The sequence below is a fragment of the Arthrobacter sp. P1_B4 genome, assembly GCF_056406555.1.
The window spans coordinates 1-16,866 of sequence record NZ_JBFTZW010000022.1 but is presented as its reverse complement, the minus strand read 5'-3'; the positions used below and the strand labels follow the sequence as shown (position 1 = coordinate 16,866).

15 protein-coding genes are annotated in these 16,866 nt (G+C 68.4%); 10 read left to right on the top strand and 5 right to left on the bottom strand.

The annotated features are described in order from the left end of the window. Positions 1 to 384 precede the first annotated feature (384 nt). The 3 genes from AC1D1W_RS10310 to holA are packed head-to-tail and all read left to right on the top strand — an operon-like array spanning position 385 to position 4,071. Complete coding sequence (locus AC1D1W_RS10310) at positions 385 to 1,056, top strand: ComEA family DNA-binding protein (protein WP_476943608.1); 672 nt, start codon at positions 385 to 387, stop codon at positions 1,054 to 1,056. A gap of 1 nt (position 1,057) precedes the next feature. Beyond that, complete coding sequence (locus tag AC1D1W_RS10305) at positions 1,058 to 3,121, top strand: ComEC/Rec2 family competence protein (RefSeq protein ID WP_476943607.1); 2,064 nt, start codon at positions 1,058 to 1,060, stop codon at positions 3,119 to 3,121. Continuing rightward, the gene (holA, locus tag AC1D1W_RS10300; protein ID WP_476943606.1) at positions 3,055 to 4,071 is read left to right on the top strand and encodes a DNA polymerase III subunit delta; all 1,017 of its coding nucleotides are present in this window, start codon (positions 3,055 to 3,057) and stop codon (positions 4,069 to 4,071) included. The genes AC1D1W_RS10305 and holA overlap by 67 nt, the downstream gene beginning before the upstream one ends. A 229-nt stretch (positions 4,072 to 4,300) precedes the next feature. Here the strand turns inward: holA and rpsT are convergent, their stop codons facing one another. After that, a complete protein-coding gene (gene rpsT / locus AC1D1W_RS10295; RefSeq protein ID WP_018773112.1) occupies positions 4,301 to 4,561 on the bottom strand; it encodes a 30S ribosomal protein S20 in 261 nt (86 codons plus the stop codon). A gap of 203 nt (positions 4,562 to 4,764) precedes the next feature. Continuing rightward, a complete protein-coding gene (locus AC1D1W_RS10290) occupies positions 4,765 to 5,370 on the bottom strand; it encodes a type II toxin-antitoxin system PemK/MazF family toxin (RefSeq protein WP_476943605.1) in 606 nt (201 codons plus the stop codon). Between the two features lie 359 nt (positions 5,371 to 5,729). Here AC1D1W_RS10290 and lepA point away from each other — a divergent pair, with 359 nt between their 5' ends. Together lepA and hemW are read left to right on the top strand one after the other, a co-directional pair. Further along, the gene (gene lepA / locus AC1D1W_RS10285; RefSeq protein ID WP_026266375.1) at positions 5,730 to 7,583 is read left to right on the top strand and encodes a translation elongation factor 4; all 1,854 of its coding nucleotides are present in this window, start codon (positions 5,730 to 5,732) and stop codon (positions 7,581 to 7,583) included. A 45-nt stretch (positions 7,584 to 7,628) separates the two neighbouring features. Continuing rightward, positions 7,629 to 8,867, top strand: a complete 1,239-nt coding sequence (hemW, locus tag AC1D1W_RS10280) for a radical SAM family heme chaperone HemW (RefSeq protein WP_476943604.1) — start codon at positions 7,629 to 7,631, stop codon at positions 8,865 to 8,867. A gap of 126 nt (positions 8,868 to 8,993) precedes the next feature. On the opposite strand, the gene AC1D1W_RS10275 is transcribed toward hemW, so the two are convergent. Together AC1D1W_RS10275 and AC1D1W_RS10270 are read right to left on the bottom strand one after the other, a co-directional pair. Next, a complete protein-coding gene (locus AC1D1W_RS10275) occupies positions 8,994 to 9,413 on the bottom strand; it encodes a DUF4870 domain-containing protein (protein WP_026537291.1) in 420 nt (139 codons plus the stop codon). A 143-nt stretch (positions 9,414 to 9,556) separates the two neighbouring features. After that, entirely contained in the window at positions 9,557 to 10,408 is an 852-nt protein-coding gene (locus tag AC1D1W_RS10270; protein ID WP_028276698.1) for a DUF3097 domain-containing protein, read from the bottom strand. Between the two features lie 318 nt (positions 10,409 to 10,726). Here AC1D1W_RS10270 and hrcA point away from each other — a divergent pair, with 318 nt between their 5' ends. From hrcA to AC1D1W_RS10255, 3 genes are all read left to right on the top strand, one after another. Then, positions 10,727 to 11,740, top strand: a complete 1,014-nt coding sequence (gene hrcA / locus AC1D1W_RS10265; RefSeq protein ID WP_476943603.1) for a heat-inducible transcriptional repressor HrcA — start codon at positions 10,727 to 10,729, stop codon at positions 11,738 to 11,740. A 78-nt stretch (positions 11,741 to 11,818) separates the two neighbouring features. Beyond that, positions 11,819 to 12,949 (top strand): molecular chaperone DnaJ, encoded by a 1,131-nt coding sequence (gene dnaJ / locus AC1D1W_RS10260; RefSeq protein WP_243177400.1) that lies wholly within the window; start codon positions 11,819 to 11,821, stop codon positions 12,947 to 12,949. Positions 12,950 to 12,951: 2 nt separating this feature from the next. Then, entirely contained in the window at positions 12,952 to 13,740 is a 789-nt protein-coding gene (locus tag AC1D1W_RS10255; protein ID WP_476943602.1) for a 16S rRNA (uracil(1498)-N(3))-methyltransferase, read from the top strand. Between the two features lie 50 nt (positions 13,741 to 13,790). Here the strand turns inward: AC1D1W_RS10255 and AC1D1W_RS10250 are convergent, their stop codons facing one another. Further along, complete coding sequence (locus AC1D1W_RS10250; protein WP_243177402.1) at positions 13,791 to 14,672, bottom strand: GerMN domain-containing protein; 882 nt, start codon at positions 14,670 to 14,672, stop codon at positions 13,791 to 13,793. 624 nt (positions 14,673 to 15,296) lie between these two features. Here AC1D1W_RS10250 and AC1D1W_RS10245 point away from each other — a divergent pair. Together AC1D1W_RS10245 and AC1D1W_RS10240 are read left to right on the top strand one after the other, a co-directional pair. Continuing rightward, complete coding sequence (locus AC1D1W_RS10245; protein WP_439954073.1) at positions 15,297 to 16,370, top strand: DNA polymerase IV; 1,074 nt, start codon at positions 15,297 to 15,299, stop codon at positions 16,368 to 16,370. Between the two features lie 181 nt (positions 16,371 to 16,551). Beyond that, a partial coding sequence (locus tag AC1D1W_RS10240; protein ID WP_476943601.1) for an NAD-dependent epimerase/dehydratase family protein occupies positions 16,552 to 16,866 on the top strand: 315 nt, incomplete at its 3' end.

The window sequence follows — 16,866 nt, the reverse complement described above, 5'->3', positions numbered from 1 at the left end:
CGTATTACTCAGGTATTTCCACATACGCCCGGTCTCCGGTATCAGCGGGGGGTGAGGACTGCCTAGAGTCGTTCCATGCCGCGCCGCAACCCGGGAACTGAATCCGCCACAGGCGTCAGGGTTGCCCGTGAACGCCTGGCAGCGACGCGCTGGGCTGCCCGGGGTGCGGAAGATGCCGCGGATCCGGGCGAATCCCCGGATCCGGGCCGGGGACCAGGCGACTCAACGGGGCTGCTGGAGTTGCAGGTTCCGGCGCCAGGCAGCCCTGTCCCGGTCCGGGCAGCTGATGCGGTACCCGCTGCTGGACGGCGCGTAGGTGGCGGCACTTCACACCATGCTGATGAAAGCCGCGGGTACCGCCGGGCAGGGAGACAGGCGCTGGCTTTGCGATTTCGGGCCAGGACAGGGGTTAAGGCTGCTGCCCTGCTGGGCGTCCTTGCCGTGGTCCTGGGCGGCTGCTTCTGGTGGCAGGCCGGGACCGGCGGCGCGCAGGTGGTGGCTCTGAGCGACTCCGCCCCCGCCGCCGAGGAAGCACCCGATCCGGCGGATGGCGGGTCAACCGCCCCGCCGGGAGATGATGCCACCGCGGAGCCGGAAAGCATCGAGGTCCACGTTGCCGGTGCCGTGGCCACCCCGGGGGTGGTTCAACTGCCGGCGGGAAGCCGGCTGCATGAGGCAATTGCAGCGGCGGGCGGACCCACGGTTCTCGGGGATCCGGACCGGCTCAACCTGGCCGCCGTGCTGGAGGATGGGCAGAAGGTCCTGGTGCCCATTCGCGGCGAACCCGGTCAGGCCGATGCGCCCACGGACGGCTCACCTGCGCCCGGTTCCGGTACGGGCGGCACGGGGCCAGTCGGCGGGAGCGGGAAGGTCAACCTCAACACCGCCGGCCTCGAGGAACTCGGGACCCTCCCGCGCGTCGGGCCGGTGCTGGCGCAGCGGATCGTGGATTGGCGCCAGCAGCACGGGCGGTTCAAGTCAGTGCAGGAGCTCGACGCCGTCGACGGGATCGGTCCGAAGTTGCTTGAGGCCCTGCTCCCGTTGGTGGGTATCTGACGTGGCAAATCCTGAGATCGAAAAGCCCTGCACTGCACAGCCCGGCGCTGCACAGCCTGGCACTGCACGGCGTGGCGTGGGCCGGACCGGCCCGCTGGGTTCTGTGGCGGTCCCGCAGAGCCGCTGGCAGCGCTACGTCGATGCGGCTGTCGATTCTCCGCCGCGTGCCGAGCACGGGGACCCGGTGGCCTCCGGCCGGATCCGCGGATCCGGCAAACCCGCGCGCGACACCGCCGCGCGTCAGCGCCCGATCGAGCGGACACGGCGGACGGACCTTCGCCTGGTGCTCCCGGCACTCCTTGTCTGGGGGACCGTCGTTGCCGGAAACTGGCTGTCCCCTGCAGGGCTGGCCGGTCTCTGCACGGCGCTGGCGGCGGCCGGAGGCATGCTCGTCGTGGCCGGTCGCGTCATCCTCGGCCGTTCTGGGCTCCGCCCGTCGAGGGAGCGGGGCGCCAGGAGTGGGCGGTGTGGCGCCGGGCGCGGCCGCAGTGCCGGGCAGACGGTTCCGCGCAGCATTCGCGCCACGGTGGCCGTGGCGCTGTTGCTGTCCCTCGCGGCAGGCTCGCACGCCGCCGTCGAGGCCTCCCGGCGGCACGACGGCGCCATCGCTGAAGCTGTGGCCGCCCGCGCGGCCGTCGTCGCGGAACTGGAGATTGCAGGCGCCCCGCGGCGGCTCAGGATTCCCGGTGCCGGTGGCCTGCCGGACCGCTGGGCAGTTCCCGTGATCCTGACGGCGATGACCTTCGGCGGCCACAGGGTCGCCGGGGACGCGCGGTTCGTCGTCATGGGCGGGGCCACGTGGGGAGACGCCGTTCCGGGCCAGCTCCTGCGCGCCACGGGCAAACTCCGTCCCTCCGCGCCAGGGGAGCCGGAGGCAGGACTCCTGTCAGCGACGTCGGCCCCAACCCTGTTGCGGGGACCAGGGCCCTGGCAGCACGGCCCCGGGGAGCTTCGCCTCGCCTTCACCGCCGCGGCGGCACGGTTCGGGGGCGACGCCGGCGGCCTGCTGCCCGGCATGGTCACCGGCGACACCAGCGCCCTGGACCCCGAGCTGGAAGCCGCCATGAAGACCGTCGGGATGACGCACCTGACCGCCGTCAGCGGGGCCAACTGCAGCCTGATCCTCGGGACGCTGCTGCTCGCCGCCCGCACGCTCCGCCTTCCGCGCGCGGCAGCCGCCGCGGCCAGTCTCGCGGGGCTGGCGCTGTTCGTCCTCATGGTGGGACCGGATCCGAGTGTGCTGCGGGCCGCCCTCATGGGCAGCATCGGCCTCGCTTCCGTAGCTCTTGGCCGGGCGGGGCGCGGACTCAGCCTGCTCTGTGTTGCCGTCATCGGCCTGCTGCTGGCGCAGCCGGTCCTGGCTGCCAGCTTCGGATTCCTGCTCTCGGTCCTGGCCACGCTGGGAATCGTGGTCGCCGGACGCCGCATCATGGACTGGCTGCCACCTTCGGTGCCGCGCTGGGCGGCAGCCGGTGTCGCCGTACCCCTGTCCGCCCAGCTCTTTTGCGCCCCGGCGATCGTGTTGTTGCAGCCGCAGTTCGGCGCCTACACGCTGCCCGCGAATGTGGCCGCTGCAGCGCTCGTGGCGCCAGTTACGCTCCTCGGCACGGCCGCCGTGGTGCTCCTGCCCGCTCTCCCGGCCGCCGCGGGCCTCCTCATGGCCGCAGCTGCTGTCTTCGCAGGCGCGGTGGCGGGGGTCGCCCGGCTGTTCGCGGCACTCCCGGGCGCCGCCTTGCCATGGCCGGAAGGAGTCTTCGGTGCAGCCACCATGGGAATCTTTTCCGCGGCTGTGCTGGCGGCGGCGTGGCTCGGCCTGCACTCTGCCGCGGTCGCCCGTGGCGTCCTCGCGGCACACTCGCGGGTAGTCGCCGTCCTCGATGGAYGGTCGCACGCGGCGACACGGTCAGGCGCCCGGCGGCCCGTCGGCCGCGGCTTGGAGCACCGGTCCGGGCGTGGGACGCTTAGAGTCCGCAAACCAACTTCCGGGAGGAATCACGAGTGGCTGCTGCCCAGACCCAACGGCCCAGGACCTCGGCGTCGAACACCGCCACCTGGCGTGACGTGACACCTGCTGCCGTCGTCCTGGTGGGCGGTCCGGAAGACTACATAGGTGCCCGGGCCATGGACCGTATCCGCGCGCAGGTCCGCGCGGTGGCGCCCGACGTCGAAATTACGCGGCTCAATGCCGGCAGCTACACGGCCGGGTCCCTGGCCATGAACGTCAGCCCTTCGCTGTTCGGCGAACAAAAGCTCATCGAGGTTGACGGGCTCGAGGCGATGAACGATGCCTTCCTCGCCGATGCCCTGAAGTATGTGGTCCAGCCGGAACCGGAGGCCTTCCTGGTGCTCCGCCACGGCGGGGGAGTCCGCGGCAAGAAGCTGCTGGACGCCATCAAGGCCGCGGGCTGGCCCGTTGTTGACTGCCAGCCGCTCAAGAAAGACGCCGAGAAGATCGCCTTCGTCACGGCCGAGTTCCGGGCGGCCTCCCGTCGTATCGACCCCGACGCCGTGCACGCCCTCGTTAATGCCGTTGGCGCGCAGCTCGCGGAACTCGCCGCCGCCTGCAGCCAGCTGATCGCTGACGCCACCACCGGCGTGGACGCGGCCATGGTGGACAAGTACTACGGCGGCCGGGTCGAGGCAACAGGTTTCAAGGTCGCCGACGCCGCGATGGCCGGCAACGGCCCGCTGGCCCTCTCCACACTTCGCCACGCCCTGGCCACCGGCGCGGACCCGGTGCCGATCGTGGCTGCCCTGGCGTCGAAGTTGCGCTCCCTGGCCAAGGTGGCCGGCGCGCAGGGGTCGTCCGCGCAGATCGCCAAGCAACTAGGTATGCAGCCTTGGCTCGTCGAACAGGCCCAGCGGGAAGTCCGGCGCTGGACGCCCGAGGGGCTGGTCCGCTCCATCCAGGTCACCGCCGAGGCCGACGCCCAGGTCAAGGGCCTCTCCCGGGATCCTGTCTATGCCGTGGAACATGCGGTAACGGTGATTGCCACCTCGGCCAGGAGTTCCTGACACCCGCGTTCGAACCCAGGGGCCCGGCGTGTCGGCCCTGCGGGTCCGGCCGGACCAGGTGCGGCGTGTCGGCCCTGCCGGCGCGGACCCGGCTGCGGGCAGCCTGCGGCGTACCGGAGTCGTACCAGAACGGGTCCGGAGTCGGCCCATTGCGGAACCGGTTTAACTGGATGTGGCCGGCACCCATGGGGTGCCGGCCACAATCATCAGTTCAAGTGAACTGGAAACCTTAGAGCGCGTTGACCTTCTTGGAGATGGCCGACTTGCGGTTTGCAGCGTTGTTCTTGTGGAGAACGCCCTTGCTGACGGCCTTGTCCAGCTTGCGGCTGGCAGAAAGCAGTGCAACAGCCGCAGCATCCTTGTCGGTGGACTCAACGGCGGTGTTGACGGCGCGGATGGCCGTCTTCAGCTCAGACTTGACTGCGTTGTTGCGCAGGCGAGCCTTTTCGTTGGTCAGGATGCGCTTCTTCTGGGACTTGATATTAGCCACGTGTGAACTCTCTTTTTCAATGCGGAAAATGGTCTAGAGGGCTTTCAGATTGGCCATTGACTGAGCGGCGTGGGGATACCTATGGCGACCAACCATCTGTGGCCGTCGACCTGCACGGACACACAGCTGTAAATAATAGCAGAGATCAACGTGCAGGCACGAGTGCGGGTGGCAATCCGCCGCCGCGCACGGTGTCCGCCGGGTCAGCTCCAGCCGTGCCGCTGCCGCAGCGCGGCCGCGATGAGGTTAAAGCGGCCTGCGTCCAGGATCGCTCCTTCGCGCCGGATGTCCTTCGCGTTGATCTGCAGAACCCGGTCCAGCTTCGCTTCGCTGGGCCGCCACTGACGGTCCCAGGGTCCCGTGCCGATGTCCACGTAGTCATCCGACCGGCGGGAGTCGCCGTCGTGGTCCTTGCTCGTCAGCATCAGGCCCAACAAATACCTGCCGCTGGCGCCCACCAACAGCACCGGACGGTCCTTGCCCTGGGAGTAGTCCTCTTCGTAGGGCACCCAGGTCCAGACGATTTCGCCGGGCTCGGGCAGGCCGTTGGGTGCGGGGGCATAGCGGACGGCGGCCCGCCCCCGGAAGTCGCCGGGATATGTCCCGGTCAGTCCGGCGGCCGGGGTGCCGCCTGTGGAGCGGGCCGGGGTACCGGGACGCGCCTGGCCCGGCCGCCGCTTCGCCGCAGGCTTTCGGGCAGGTTTTGCCGCCGGCTCACGGGTGGTTCCCGGTGCAGAGCCGCCAAGTTTATCCAGGAAGCGCAGGGCATCGCGGACCGCAACGCTGATCGATCGTAAGTTCCAAGCCATGGGGAAACCATACCGGCAACCCCCGCGGGGAAAGGGGCAGGGAAACGGGGGGAGACGTGGGGCAGAGGGTGGCCGACAGTCGGCCGGCGGCGAGGCGGGGGCGGTCCCAGGAACGGCGCAGCACGCAGCCAGATCCGGGGGGCCAACCGCAGCCGAATCGAGGCCAGATCGGCGGGCGGAATCCCGCCGAGAGTCCACCGGACCCAGGGCAGCGCGCAACGCAACGCAGGGATGCACTGCCACTGGCCCGGACGTGGGAGACTATAGGGACAGAAATGCGCCACGTCGCAGGATGGCATACGAGCATCCGCACCGAGCCGTGGAAAAGCCAACAGTAATGCCAACAGTAAGGACCCTGCGTGTCTCCCATGGCCCGCACCGCCCCGGTGCCCGCCGCAACAGATCCGGCCATCATCCGGAACTTCTGCATCATTGCGCACATTGACCACGGCAAATCCACACTGGCCGACCGGATGCTCCAGTTCACCGGTGTTGTCCAGTCCCGTGACATGAAGGCCCAGTACCTGGACCGCATGGACATTGAGCGCGAACGCGGCATCACCATCAAATCCCAGGCCGTCCGCATGCCCTGGGAACTCGACGGCACCAGCTACGCGCTGAACATGATCGACACCCCCGGGCACGTCGACTTCACGTACGAGGTCTCCCGCTCGCTCGCGGCCTGCGAAGGCGCGATCCTGCTGGTGGACGCGGCCCAGGGCATCGAGGCCCAGACCCTCGCCAACCTCTACCTGGCGATGGAAAACAACCTCACCATCATCCCGGTCCTGAACAAGATCGACCTCCCGGCAGCCCAGCCCGAGAAATACGCGGCGGAACTCGCCAACCTGATCGGCGGCGACCCCGACGACGTGCTCCGCGTCTCCGGCAAGACCGGCATGGGCGTCGAGGTCCTGCTGGACAAGATCGTCCGCGACCTGCCGGCACCGGTGGGCGACCCGAACGCCCCCGCCCGGGCCATGATCTTCGACTCGGTCTACGACACCTACCGCGGTGTGGTCACCTACGTCCGCGTCGTCGACGGCATGCTGCACCCGCGTGAACGCATCCAGATGATGTCCACCCGTGCCACGCACGAGCTCCTTGAGATTGGTGTGAGCTCCCCGGAACCCACCCCCTCCAAGGGCCTTGGCGTCGGCGAGGTCGGCTACCTCATCACCGGTGTGAAGGACGTCCGCCTGTCCAAGGTGGGCGACACCGTCACCAACCTGGCCAAGCCCGCCACGGAGTCCCTCCCCGGCTACGCGGACGCCAAGCCGATGGTCTTCTCCGGCCTGTATCCGCTCGACGGCACGGACTATCCGGTGCTCCGCGATGCGCTGGAGAAGCTGATGCTCAACGACGCCGCACTGGTGTACGAGCCCGAAACGTCCGCCGCGCTGGGCTTCGGCTTCCGCGTGGGATTCCTGGGCCTGCTGCACCTGGAAATCACCCGCGAGCGGCTCGAACGCGAATACAACCTGGACCTCATTTCCACCGCGCCCAACGTGGAATACGAGGTCACGCTGGAGGACAAGAAGGTCGTCCACGTCACCAACCCCAGCGAATACCCCACCGGCAAGATCGCTGAGGTCCGTGAGCCGATGGTGTCCGCCACCATCCTTGCGCCGAACGAGTTTGTCGGCGCCATCATGGAGCTGTGCCAGAGCCGCCGCGGCGTCATGGGCGGCATGGACTACCTCTCCGAGGACCGGGTGGAAATCCGCTACCGCCTGCCGCTGGCCGAAATCGTCTTCGATTTCTTCGACATCCTCAAATCCAAGACCCGCGGCTACGGGTCACTGGACTGGAAGGCCGACGGCGAGCAGGTGGCCGACCTGGTCAAGGTGGACATCATGCTCCAGGGCGAACAGGTTGATGCGTTCTCCGCCATCACCCACCGCGACAAGGCCTACGCCTACGGCGTGATGATGACCGGCAAGCTGCGTGAACTCATCCCGCGCCAGCAGTTTGAGGTGCCCATCCAGGCCGCCATCGGCTCCAGGATCATCGCCCGCGAAAGCATCCGCGCCATCCGCAAGGACGTCCTTGCCAAGTGCTACGGCGGTGACATCACCCGAAAGCGCAAGCTGCTGGAAAAGCAGAAGGAAGGCAAGAAGCGCATGAAGATGGTGGGCCGCGTCGAGGTGCCGCAGGAGGCTTTCATCGCCGCGCTGACAACGGACGAGTCCAAGGACAAGGCCAAGAAGTAACGGTGCAGGTAATGACTGTTGGTGCAGTATCGGCAGGCCGGGCCCGTGCCTAGCGTTCTTCCCCTCGGCGATCCGGCGCCGGCAGACGGGCTGCTGCCCGCACAGGCGGGCGAGGGCGCCGATCAGCGCGCTTTTGGGCTGTACGTGCACATCCCGTTCTGCGCGGTCCGCTGCGGGTACTGCGATTTCAACACCTACACCGCCACCGAGCTGGGCGGCGGGGCCTCCCAGGACGCCTACGCCGCCACAGCGATCGCGGAAGTGGAGTTCGCCGCCGCGGCCCTGAAGGGCAGCGGCCTGCCCGGCCGTCCCCTCAGCACGGTCTTCTTCGGCGGCGGCACGCCCACGCTGCTGCCGGCGGAGGACCTGGCGCGCATCCTCACCGCCGCGATCGACGCCTGGGGACTGCAGCCCGGCGCCGAGGTGACCACCGAGGCGAACCCCGATTCCGTCACGCCCGCATCCCTGCAGTTGCTGGCCGACGCCGGGTTCACCCGCGTTTCGTTCGGCATGCAGTCGGCCGTGCCGCACGTCCTGAAGGTCCTGGACCGCACCCACACGCCCAGCCGGGTGCCCGAGGTGGTGCAGTGGGCGCGTAATGCCGGGCTCTCGGTCAGCCTCGACCTCATATACGGGACGCCGGGGGAGTCGCTGGAGGACTGGCGCTACTCGCTCGAGACCGCACTGTCCTACGCCCCCGACCACATCAGCGCCTATGCCCTGATCGTTGAAGACGGCACCAAGCTTGCCGCGCAGATCCGCCGTGGCGAAGTGCCGGAAATCGACGACGACGACCACGCCGCCAAGTACGAACTCGCCGACGAACTGATGTCCGCCTCCGGGCTCAACTGGTACGAGGTCAGCAACTGGTCCCGCACCCCCGAACAGGCCTGCCGGCACAACCTCGCCTACTGGCGCGGGGACGACTGGTGGGGCATCGGGCCGGGGGCACACTCGCATGTGGGCGGCGTCCGCTGGTGGAACGTCAAGCACCCCACCGCCTACGCCAACCGCCTCGGCGCCGGCGCTTCACCCGCCGCCGGACGCGAAACGCTGGACTCCGAGACCCGCAACGTGGAACGGGTCATGCTCGAGGCCCGGCTCAATTCCGGACTCGACATCCCAAGCCTCGGCGGCCTGGGGGACACCGGCAGGCACGCTGTCGCAGGGCTGATCGCGGACGGCCTCGTGGACCCCGCAGCGGCTTTCAAAGGCCGCCTCATTCTCACGCTTAAGGGCCGGCTGCTGGCTGACGCCGTCGTCCGCAGGATCCTGCCGGACTAGTCTGCCGGGCAAAGCCTCCACTAGTTGGCTGCCGCATCAGCGGCCACAACACCCTGCCGCACAAAAGAGAGCCGGCCGCTGCCCCTGACGGGCGGCGGCCGGCTCTCTTGCTTGGGTCCGGGCCGGCTATTTGATCCAGCGCAGGTTGAACTCGTAACGGTGCGGCTGGCCGCGGTTGACGTGGATGCCGGCCGCCACCGAGAAGCACGTCACGGCGATCCAGATCACCGTGGCGAGCACGGCGAAGAGGTTGCCCACCACCGGGATGAAGACCAGTAAATTGGCCAGCACCGCGGCGAGCGTCGGCGGCAGCGTGAAATTGAGGGCTTCCTTGGATTCCTGTGCCGTGAACGGGCCGCGGTCCTTGAAGATGAGGTAGATCAGCAGCGACGGCACGCAGCCCAGGATGCCGCCAAAGTGCGCGAGCGTGGCCCACTGGCGGTCCTCGCTGGCCGTCAGCGGCAGCGCGTTTGCCGGAACGCCATGGTACGGGGGCTGGCCATGGCCAGCCTGATTGCCCGTGTGTTCGCGTGCGTTATCTGCCACGGTGTAGCCCTTCGGATTGCGGTGATGCGTTGCTGCCTGGGTTGTGCCTGAAATAGCCGGGACCGCACTAGAAGCGCGGCCGCCGTTTCAAGAATACTTGCTCGGGCCCGGAAATGGAGATCAGGGGCGGCCGCCGCGGCGGACTAGGGCACGGTGAGGAAGTCAATGACCTCTTCCACGCGGCCGAGCAACGACGCCTCCAGATCAGCGTAGCTGCGGACAGCCCCCAGAAGTTTCTGCCAGCCGAGGCCGATGTCCTCCTTTGTGGAGTGGGGCCAGCCGAAAGCCATCAGGATCCCGGTCTTCCAGTCCGTGCCGCGGGGGATCACGGGCCACTGCTCGATCCCCAGGACCGCGGGCCGGATGGCCTGCCACACGTCCACGTAAGGGTGCCCCACAATCAGGACGTTGCCGGCGGCGCCCGGTGAGGCCATGACGGCGTCGGCGATCCGCGACTCCTTGGAGTCGGCCACGAGGTGGTCTACCAGCACGCCGAGGCGCCGGCCAGGGCCCGGGCCGAAGTCCGCCACGGCGGCCGCGAGGTCGTCAATGCCGTGCAGGGGCTCGACGACGATGCCCTCCACCCGGAGGTCATCGCCCCACACTTTCTCCACCAGCTCGGCGTCGTGCTTTCCTTCCACCCAGATGCGGCTGGCCTTGGCCACCTGTGCGCGCTGCCCCGCCACCCGCACCGAGCCCGACGCCGTACGGCCGGCCCCGGCGGCCGGTGCCGTCTTCTTCGGGGCCGGCGGCATCAGGCGGATGGGCTGGCCGTCCAAGAGGAAGCCGAAGCCGAGGCGGAAGGACCGCGACTTGCCCCGCCGGTCCTCCAGCGCCACCACGTGCATGCCGCCGGACTTCTCCACCCGGGTGACGGCGCCCACCCAACCGGACTGGACCTCCTCGAGGACCATCCCGCGTTCCACCGGGACTTCCGGCAACTGGGTCTTGGCGGGGGCGGACAGGTCCTGGGGTCCCCAGTTCTGGTACGACATCTCTACACGCTAACTTTGCACTCGGAATGTACGGGCGGTCGGTGGAACTCTCCGGGGGCCGGAACCGGACCGCGACGACGCGGCAACGGCAGCGGCTGCCACGGTCTCGGCGCCGGCGTGACGGGAATCGCGTTCCCGCGGGCCACGCCTGGAGCGAATCCAATGCTAACAACGCGGCGACTCATATTAGACTGGTTAGCACTTAGGCATGTCGAGTGCTAACCCTTGTCCTGTGGCGGGCCGTCCGTGCACCATTTGTGGACCCGGACGGGCGAGGGGAGTGGCACCGGCTGCGGGACAGTCGACAGGAGGTGGAGCGTGAGCGAACCGCGCAAACTCGAAGTGCTGCGCGCCATCGTGGAGGACTACGTCCATTCGCGTGAGCCCGTTGGTTCCAAAGCGCTCGTTGAACGGCACCATCTCGGCGTCTCGAGCGCCACGATCCGAAATGACATGGCGGCGCTGGAAGACGAGGGCCTGATCACGGCACCGCACACGAGCGCCGGCCGGATCCCCACCGACAAGGGCTACCGGCTGTTCGTCGACCAGATCTCAGCGGTGAAGCCGTTGTCGCCGGCCGAGCGCCGGGCCATCCAGGCGCTGCTGGAAGGATCCGAGGACCTCGACGACATCCTTGACCGGACCGTGAGGCTCCTCTCGCACCTGACCAACCAGGTCGCCGTCGTGCAGTATCCGCTGCGCAGCCGCGCCCGGGTGCGGCACATCGAGTTCGTGCTGCTGGCGCCCCGGAAAGTGCTGGCGGTCCTGATCGCGGACACGGGCAAAGTGGAGCAGCGCGTGATCGACGTCGGGCAGGACATTCCCGACGACGCGCTGGCGGAATTGCGGACCAGCTTTCTGGCCAGCCTGTCCGGTACACCGCTGAGCCTGATGCCGCAGCTGCTGCCCGCCGTCGTTGCCGGCGGCCCGCCCGCGCGGCGCGGAGCAGCCCAGGCGCTGGCCCGCGGCCTTGAGGCCCTGGCCACGAGCAGCCGTGAAGAGCGCATGGTCATGGCCGGCACCGCCAACCTGGCCCGCTCCAATGTGGACTTCCCGCTCAGCATCGGCCCCGTGCTGGAGGCCCTCGAGGAACAGGTGGTCATGCTCCGCCTGCTCAGCGAAATGGCCGAAGACCCGCGCGGTGTGACCGTCAGCATCGGCCGGGAAAACCCCTACGACGGTCTCGCCGAGGCCTCGGTCGTGGCCACCGCCTACGGGCCGGACGCCACGGCCAAGGTCGGCGTGCTTGGGCCCACCCGGATGGACTATCCCACCACCATGGCCGCCGTCCGAGCGGTGGCCCGCTACCTTTCGAGGATCCTGGGCCCCTGACAGGCCCGGGACCGAATACGACTTCTTGCCCCACAGGCAGTGCCCCACAGGCAGTACAACAAGGAAGAGATACACACTTTGAGCAGCCACTACGACGTTCTTGGAGTCTCCCGCGACGCATCGGGGGAGGAGATCAAGAAGGCCTACCGGAAACTGGCCCGGACCCTGCACCCGGACGTGAACCCCGGGGAGGACGCCTCGGACAGGTTCAAGGCCGTCACGCACGCCTACGAGGTCCTCTCCGATCCGCAGAAGCGCCGGGTCTATGACACCACGGGCAACGAGAACGGTACCGACAACGGGTTCGGCGGCGGCAGCTACTCGGGCCAGGGCTTCGCCTTCCAGGACATCTTCGAGACCTTCTTCGGCGCCGGTGGCGGCCAGGGCGGCCCGTCGTCCCGGGTCCGCCGCGGCCAGGACGCGCTGATCAGCGTCCGGATCGACCTCCGCGATGCGGTGTTCGGCGTGAACAAAAAGCTCGAGGTCGACACGGCCGTCATCTGCCCCACCTGCGAGGGGTCCTGCTGCCGGGAAGGCACCCACCCGGTCCGCTGCGACATCTGTGGCGGCAGCGGTCAGGTCCAGCGCGCCGTGCGGTCCATCCTGGGCCAGGTCATGACGTCCGCCCCCTGCGGGTCTTGCGAGGGCTTCGGCACCGTCATCAAGGACCCGTGCAACGAATGCAGCGGCCAGGGCCGGATCCGCAGCCGCCGCTCCCTCACCGTCAAGGTCCCGGCCGGCGTGGCCACCGGCACCCGCATCCAGCTGTCCGGCCAGGGCGAGGCAGGCCCCGCCGGCGGCCCCGCCGGGGACCTGTACGTGGAGATCCGGGTCAACAACGACGCCACTTACGTGCGCGAGGGCGATGACCTCCACGCGAGCCTCAACATTCCCATGACGGCGGCCGCGCTCGGCACCGAAATATCCCTCGACACCTTCGACGGACAGCAGGAGATCGATGTCAAGGCCGGCACCCAGTCCGGCGAGATCATCACCCTTCGCGGTCTCGGCGTCACGCACCTGCGCGGCCACGGCCGCGGTGATCTGAAGGTGCACCTGCAGGTGGAAACACCGGTCAAGCTCGATCACGTCCAGGAAGAACTTCTCCGTCAGCTGGCCAAGCACCGCGGCGAGCACCTCACGGAAGGAAAGCTCGCGGCCAGCGGCGGCGTCTTCGCCAAACTGCGGGACCGGCTCGGTAACCTGTAGCGGTGAGCAACCCGGTCTTCTTCACCGCCCCAGGCACCCTGGACCAGCAGGTCCCCGGCTCGGCCTTCGTCCTCGGGGGCACCGAGGCCCGCCACGCCGTCACAGTCAAACGGATCGGCGTCGGCGAAGCCGTCGACATCGCGGACGGCGCCGGCAAGCGCCTGACCGGCACCGTGACAGCCGTCGCTGCTGGGGAGCTGACCGTCGAATGCGTGGGCCTGGCTGAGGAACTACGGCCCGGAACACGGCTGGTCCTGGTCCAGGCCCTTGCCAAGGGCGACCGCGATGAACTGGCGGCCGAGACCGCGACCGAGTTGGGCATCGACGCCGTCATTCCCTGGCAGGCCGAGCGGTCCATTGTGCGGTGGAAGGCGGAGCGGGCCGCGAAGGCGCATGCCAAGTGGCAGTCGGTGGTGACAGCAGCTGCCAAGCAGGCGCGCCGGGCATGGATTCCCGAGGTCCGGGCCGCCGTCGACGGCGCCGGGCTGCAGACGGCGGTAGCGGCGGCAGACCTCGCCGTTATCCTGCATGAAGACGCCGTGCGCCCGCTGCGGCAGGTACTCGAGGCCTGGCTGGAAAGTGTTGGTCCCGGCGAGGTTGTGGCAGACGCTGCCGGATCCCGTGAGGTCCTGCTGATCGTGGGTCCGGAAGGCGGCATCAGCCCGCGGGAGGTGACCCGGCTTTGCGGCGCCGGCGCAGTTACGGCCCTTTTGGGGCACCATGTGCTGCGTTCGTCCACGGCCGGGCCCGCCGCCACCGTGCTGGCCAGCGACATCCTCGGCCGCTGGTGACCTGCGGCAGCCGTCGCCGCAGGTGACGTGATGCCTTGTTGAGGTGACGGCTATTTGACCGTAAACCCGCGGGTGTCCTGGAATACTTCCTTGGCGCTGTCGGATGCGTCCACCTGGGACACCCGGACCTCGTAATTGCCCGGGCCGAGGTTCACGGACAAGGTGAACAGCCCGGGCCGGGCTGCATCGGCGGAGGCCGTCGCGCTGCCGTTAAGATACGCGGTCTTGGCGTTGTCGCCGTCGCCGTCAACCTTGAGGATCGCCCAGCGGAGCTTCCCGCCCTGGACGGTGCTGCGGCCACTGATCTTGACCGAACCGTCGGCCACGGACGTGCCCTCCTGCGGATCAATGATCCACACTGGTGCCACCATCCCGGCGCTGCGGGACGTCGGCTCGCCCAGGCGGACATGGTTGAAGGCGACGTAGTCGGTGTGACCGTCCACCAGCACAACCACCTGGACCTGCTGTCCGGCATCGATGAGGCCGGCGCTGGCCGCGGCAGCTGTCGCCGTGTAGACGAGCTGCTGGATGGCGCGCTCGGCCATGGCCGCATCCACGTTGCTGTTGAAGGCATCAGCGGAGACATCCACCGTGATGACGTTCTTGCCGGAAATCGACGTCGCCAGCTTCTTCGGATTTTGCCAGGGCGTGAAAAAATCCGGGTCCAAGGGCTTCTGCGACATCATGACCCGCAGGGCGCGGGTGACGGGATTGTCCTGATCCGGAACGTCGCGGAACTCGCGGTAGAGAAATGCGTTGTCATTGGCCCGGCCGATCCAATACACCGGAGCCTTGTTCGACGTCTGGGCAGTCTCGAGCGGTGCGCTCGTGGTGGGGGCGCCCGACGCCGGGGCGGGAATGAGCTCAGATGGGCTGCTGGAATTTGTGATGCCGCTCTGCGGCGTCGCCACACAGCCGGACAGGACGAGCACGGCAGGCAGCGCCAACGCCAGCGCGACGCGGCGGACGCGCCCCGCCGATGGCTGCTGAACTCCACGCTTCCTGATGCCGCTGTCCCTTCGTCTTACGCCCCGCGTTCCGCGGTGATGATCCGTTTGTAGCCGTAGCCGGCCGCTGACGGCCGCCCGATCGCTCACCGGCCGGAGGCCGGTCCGGCGATCCCGGGACAGCCGGATTCCAGCATGGCACACGGGCGCGGCGCGGCAGCCGGGTTTGGGCCCTGGCGCCGGAACTGCAACGGGAACGATATGAGGCCGATACAAAGTTGATACCTAATGGCGTCCGCTTGTGGTTCCTTGCACAGACGTGGTCCGGGCGAGGGGACGCAGCACCAGGCGTATCAGTGCATTGGCCTGCCCATCGCGGAGGCGGAGACGTTTCCCCGCCGCTGCGGGGAGGTCTGCGTAGGGCGTCAGCGCCAGGAGTTCGACGCTTTCCAGATCGTCGGTTTAGCGCCCAACGCTGTCCGCACCCGGTCTCCAAGCATTTCGGTACGCAGCAGCGCCGGGCACGGGGGRCACGTCGACCACGGCGAGTCCGGCCAGGCTTGGTGGAGAGCCGATGCTTGCAAGGGATGTTTAGGGCACACTGGTGCCGTGAGCGGAATCCCTTGGGTGCTGCACGTCGATCTCGACCAGTTCATCGCGGCGGTCGAAGTGCTCCGGCGGCCGGAGCTTGCTGGCAAGCCGATCATTGTCGGCGGTCGGGGCGACCCCACGGAACGCGCCGTGGTGTCGACGGCGTCCTACGAAGCGAGGGCGTTTGGCGTGGGTTCCGGAATGCCCTTACGCATTGCCGCCCGGAAAGTGCCCGACGCTGTGATCCTGCCCGTCGATCAGGAGGCTTACCTCGCGGCGTCTGAAACGGTCATGGCTACCCTGCGCGCGCAGCCCGGCGCCACCGTGCAGGTCCTCGGGTGGGATGAAGCTTTCGTAGGCACCGAGACAGAGAATCCGGAAGCCTACGCCCGGCAGGTGCAGGCCGCTGTCCTGGAGCGAACGCAGCTGCACTGCAGCGTGGGGATCGGCGACACCCTGGTACGAGCCAAGGTAGCCACCGGTTTCGGCAAGCCGGCCGGCGTCTTCCGTCTCACTGCCGCGAACTGGCTCGACGTCATGGGCAGTCGGCCCACCAAGGAGCTCTGGGGCGTCGGAACCAAGGTGTCGGGCAGGCTGGCCAAACTCGGCATCAACACAGTGGCCGAGTTAGCCGCGTCCGACCCCCAGGACCTGGTCCCGGAGTTCGGCCCCAGGATGGGACCTTGGTACGCGGAGCTCGGACGCGGGGACGGCGCCAGCGTCGTGGACGACACCCCGTGGGTTGCCCGCGGCCATAGCAGGGAGACGACGTTCCAGCGCGACCTGACCGAACCCGCCCAGGTCGACGACGCCGTGAGGGAGTTGACAGCGCGCGTCCTGGAGGATGTTGTGGCCGAGGGTCGCCCCGTGATTGGGCTGACGCTCAAGGTCCGGTACGCGCCGTTCGTCACCAAGACCCACGCGAGGAAGCTTCCCGAGACATTCGACCGGGACGAAATCCTCGCGCAGGCGTTGGACCTCGCAGCCGGAATCGAAGCAGACCGTCCGATCCGGCTCCTAGGCCTGCGGGCCGAAATGGCAATGCCCGACGATGCCCGAAAGGGACATACGCCGACGCGCGGCGGCTGGTGACGGCGTCGCCTCCCTACCGGCGTGGCCTTCTGCGGGCCGGCCCTAGTGGGAGGAACCACCTGAAATACGGATGGTCCGCTCCGATATTTAGCCGGGCAGGTGCCACGCTGAACGTCGACTGAGGAAGTACCCTACTTTGGCGGTGCGCCCGCAAAAGTACCCGTCCGTTAGAGTCGGACAAATGAAACGGGCTGTGATCCTTGGAGGCACTGGCGTTCTCGGCCGCGCGATTGCGTGGCGGCTGATCCGTGCCGGCTGGGCCGTGGACATGACGGGCCGGGACCGGACCAAGATGCCGGCTGACCTGGCCGCCGCCGGTGCCCGATTTATCGCCGCCGAACGTCGTGACGACGCCGCACTGGCCGGGGTGATGGACGGTGGTGCCGATCTCCTCGTGGACGCGGTGTGCTACACCGACGCCGACGCCCGGCAACTCCTGCCGCACCTGGCCGCGGTGACCTCGGCCGTCATGCTCTCGAGCAAGGCTGTGTACGTT

What these genes read in the sequence shown, in the direction of transcription:
- AC1D1W_RS10290 (WP_476943605.1), bottom strand. Translation starts at nt 5,370, where the DNA reads ATGGCTTGGAACTTACGATCGATCAGCGTTGCGGTCCGCGATGCCCTG.
- AC1D1W_RS10270 (WP_028276698.1), bottom strand. Translation starts at nt 10,408, where the DNA reads ATGTCGTACCAGAACTGGGGACCCCAGGACCTGTCCGCCCCCGCCAAG.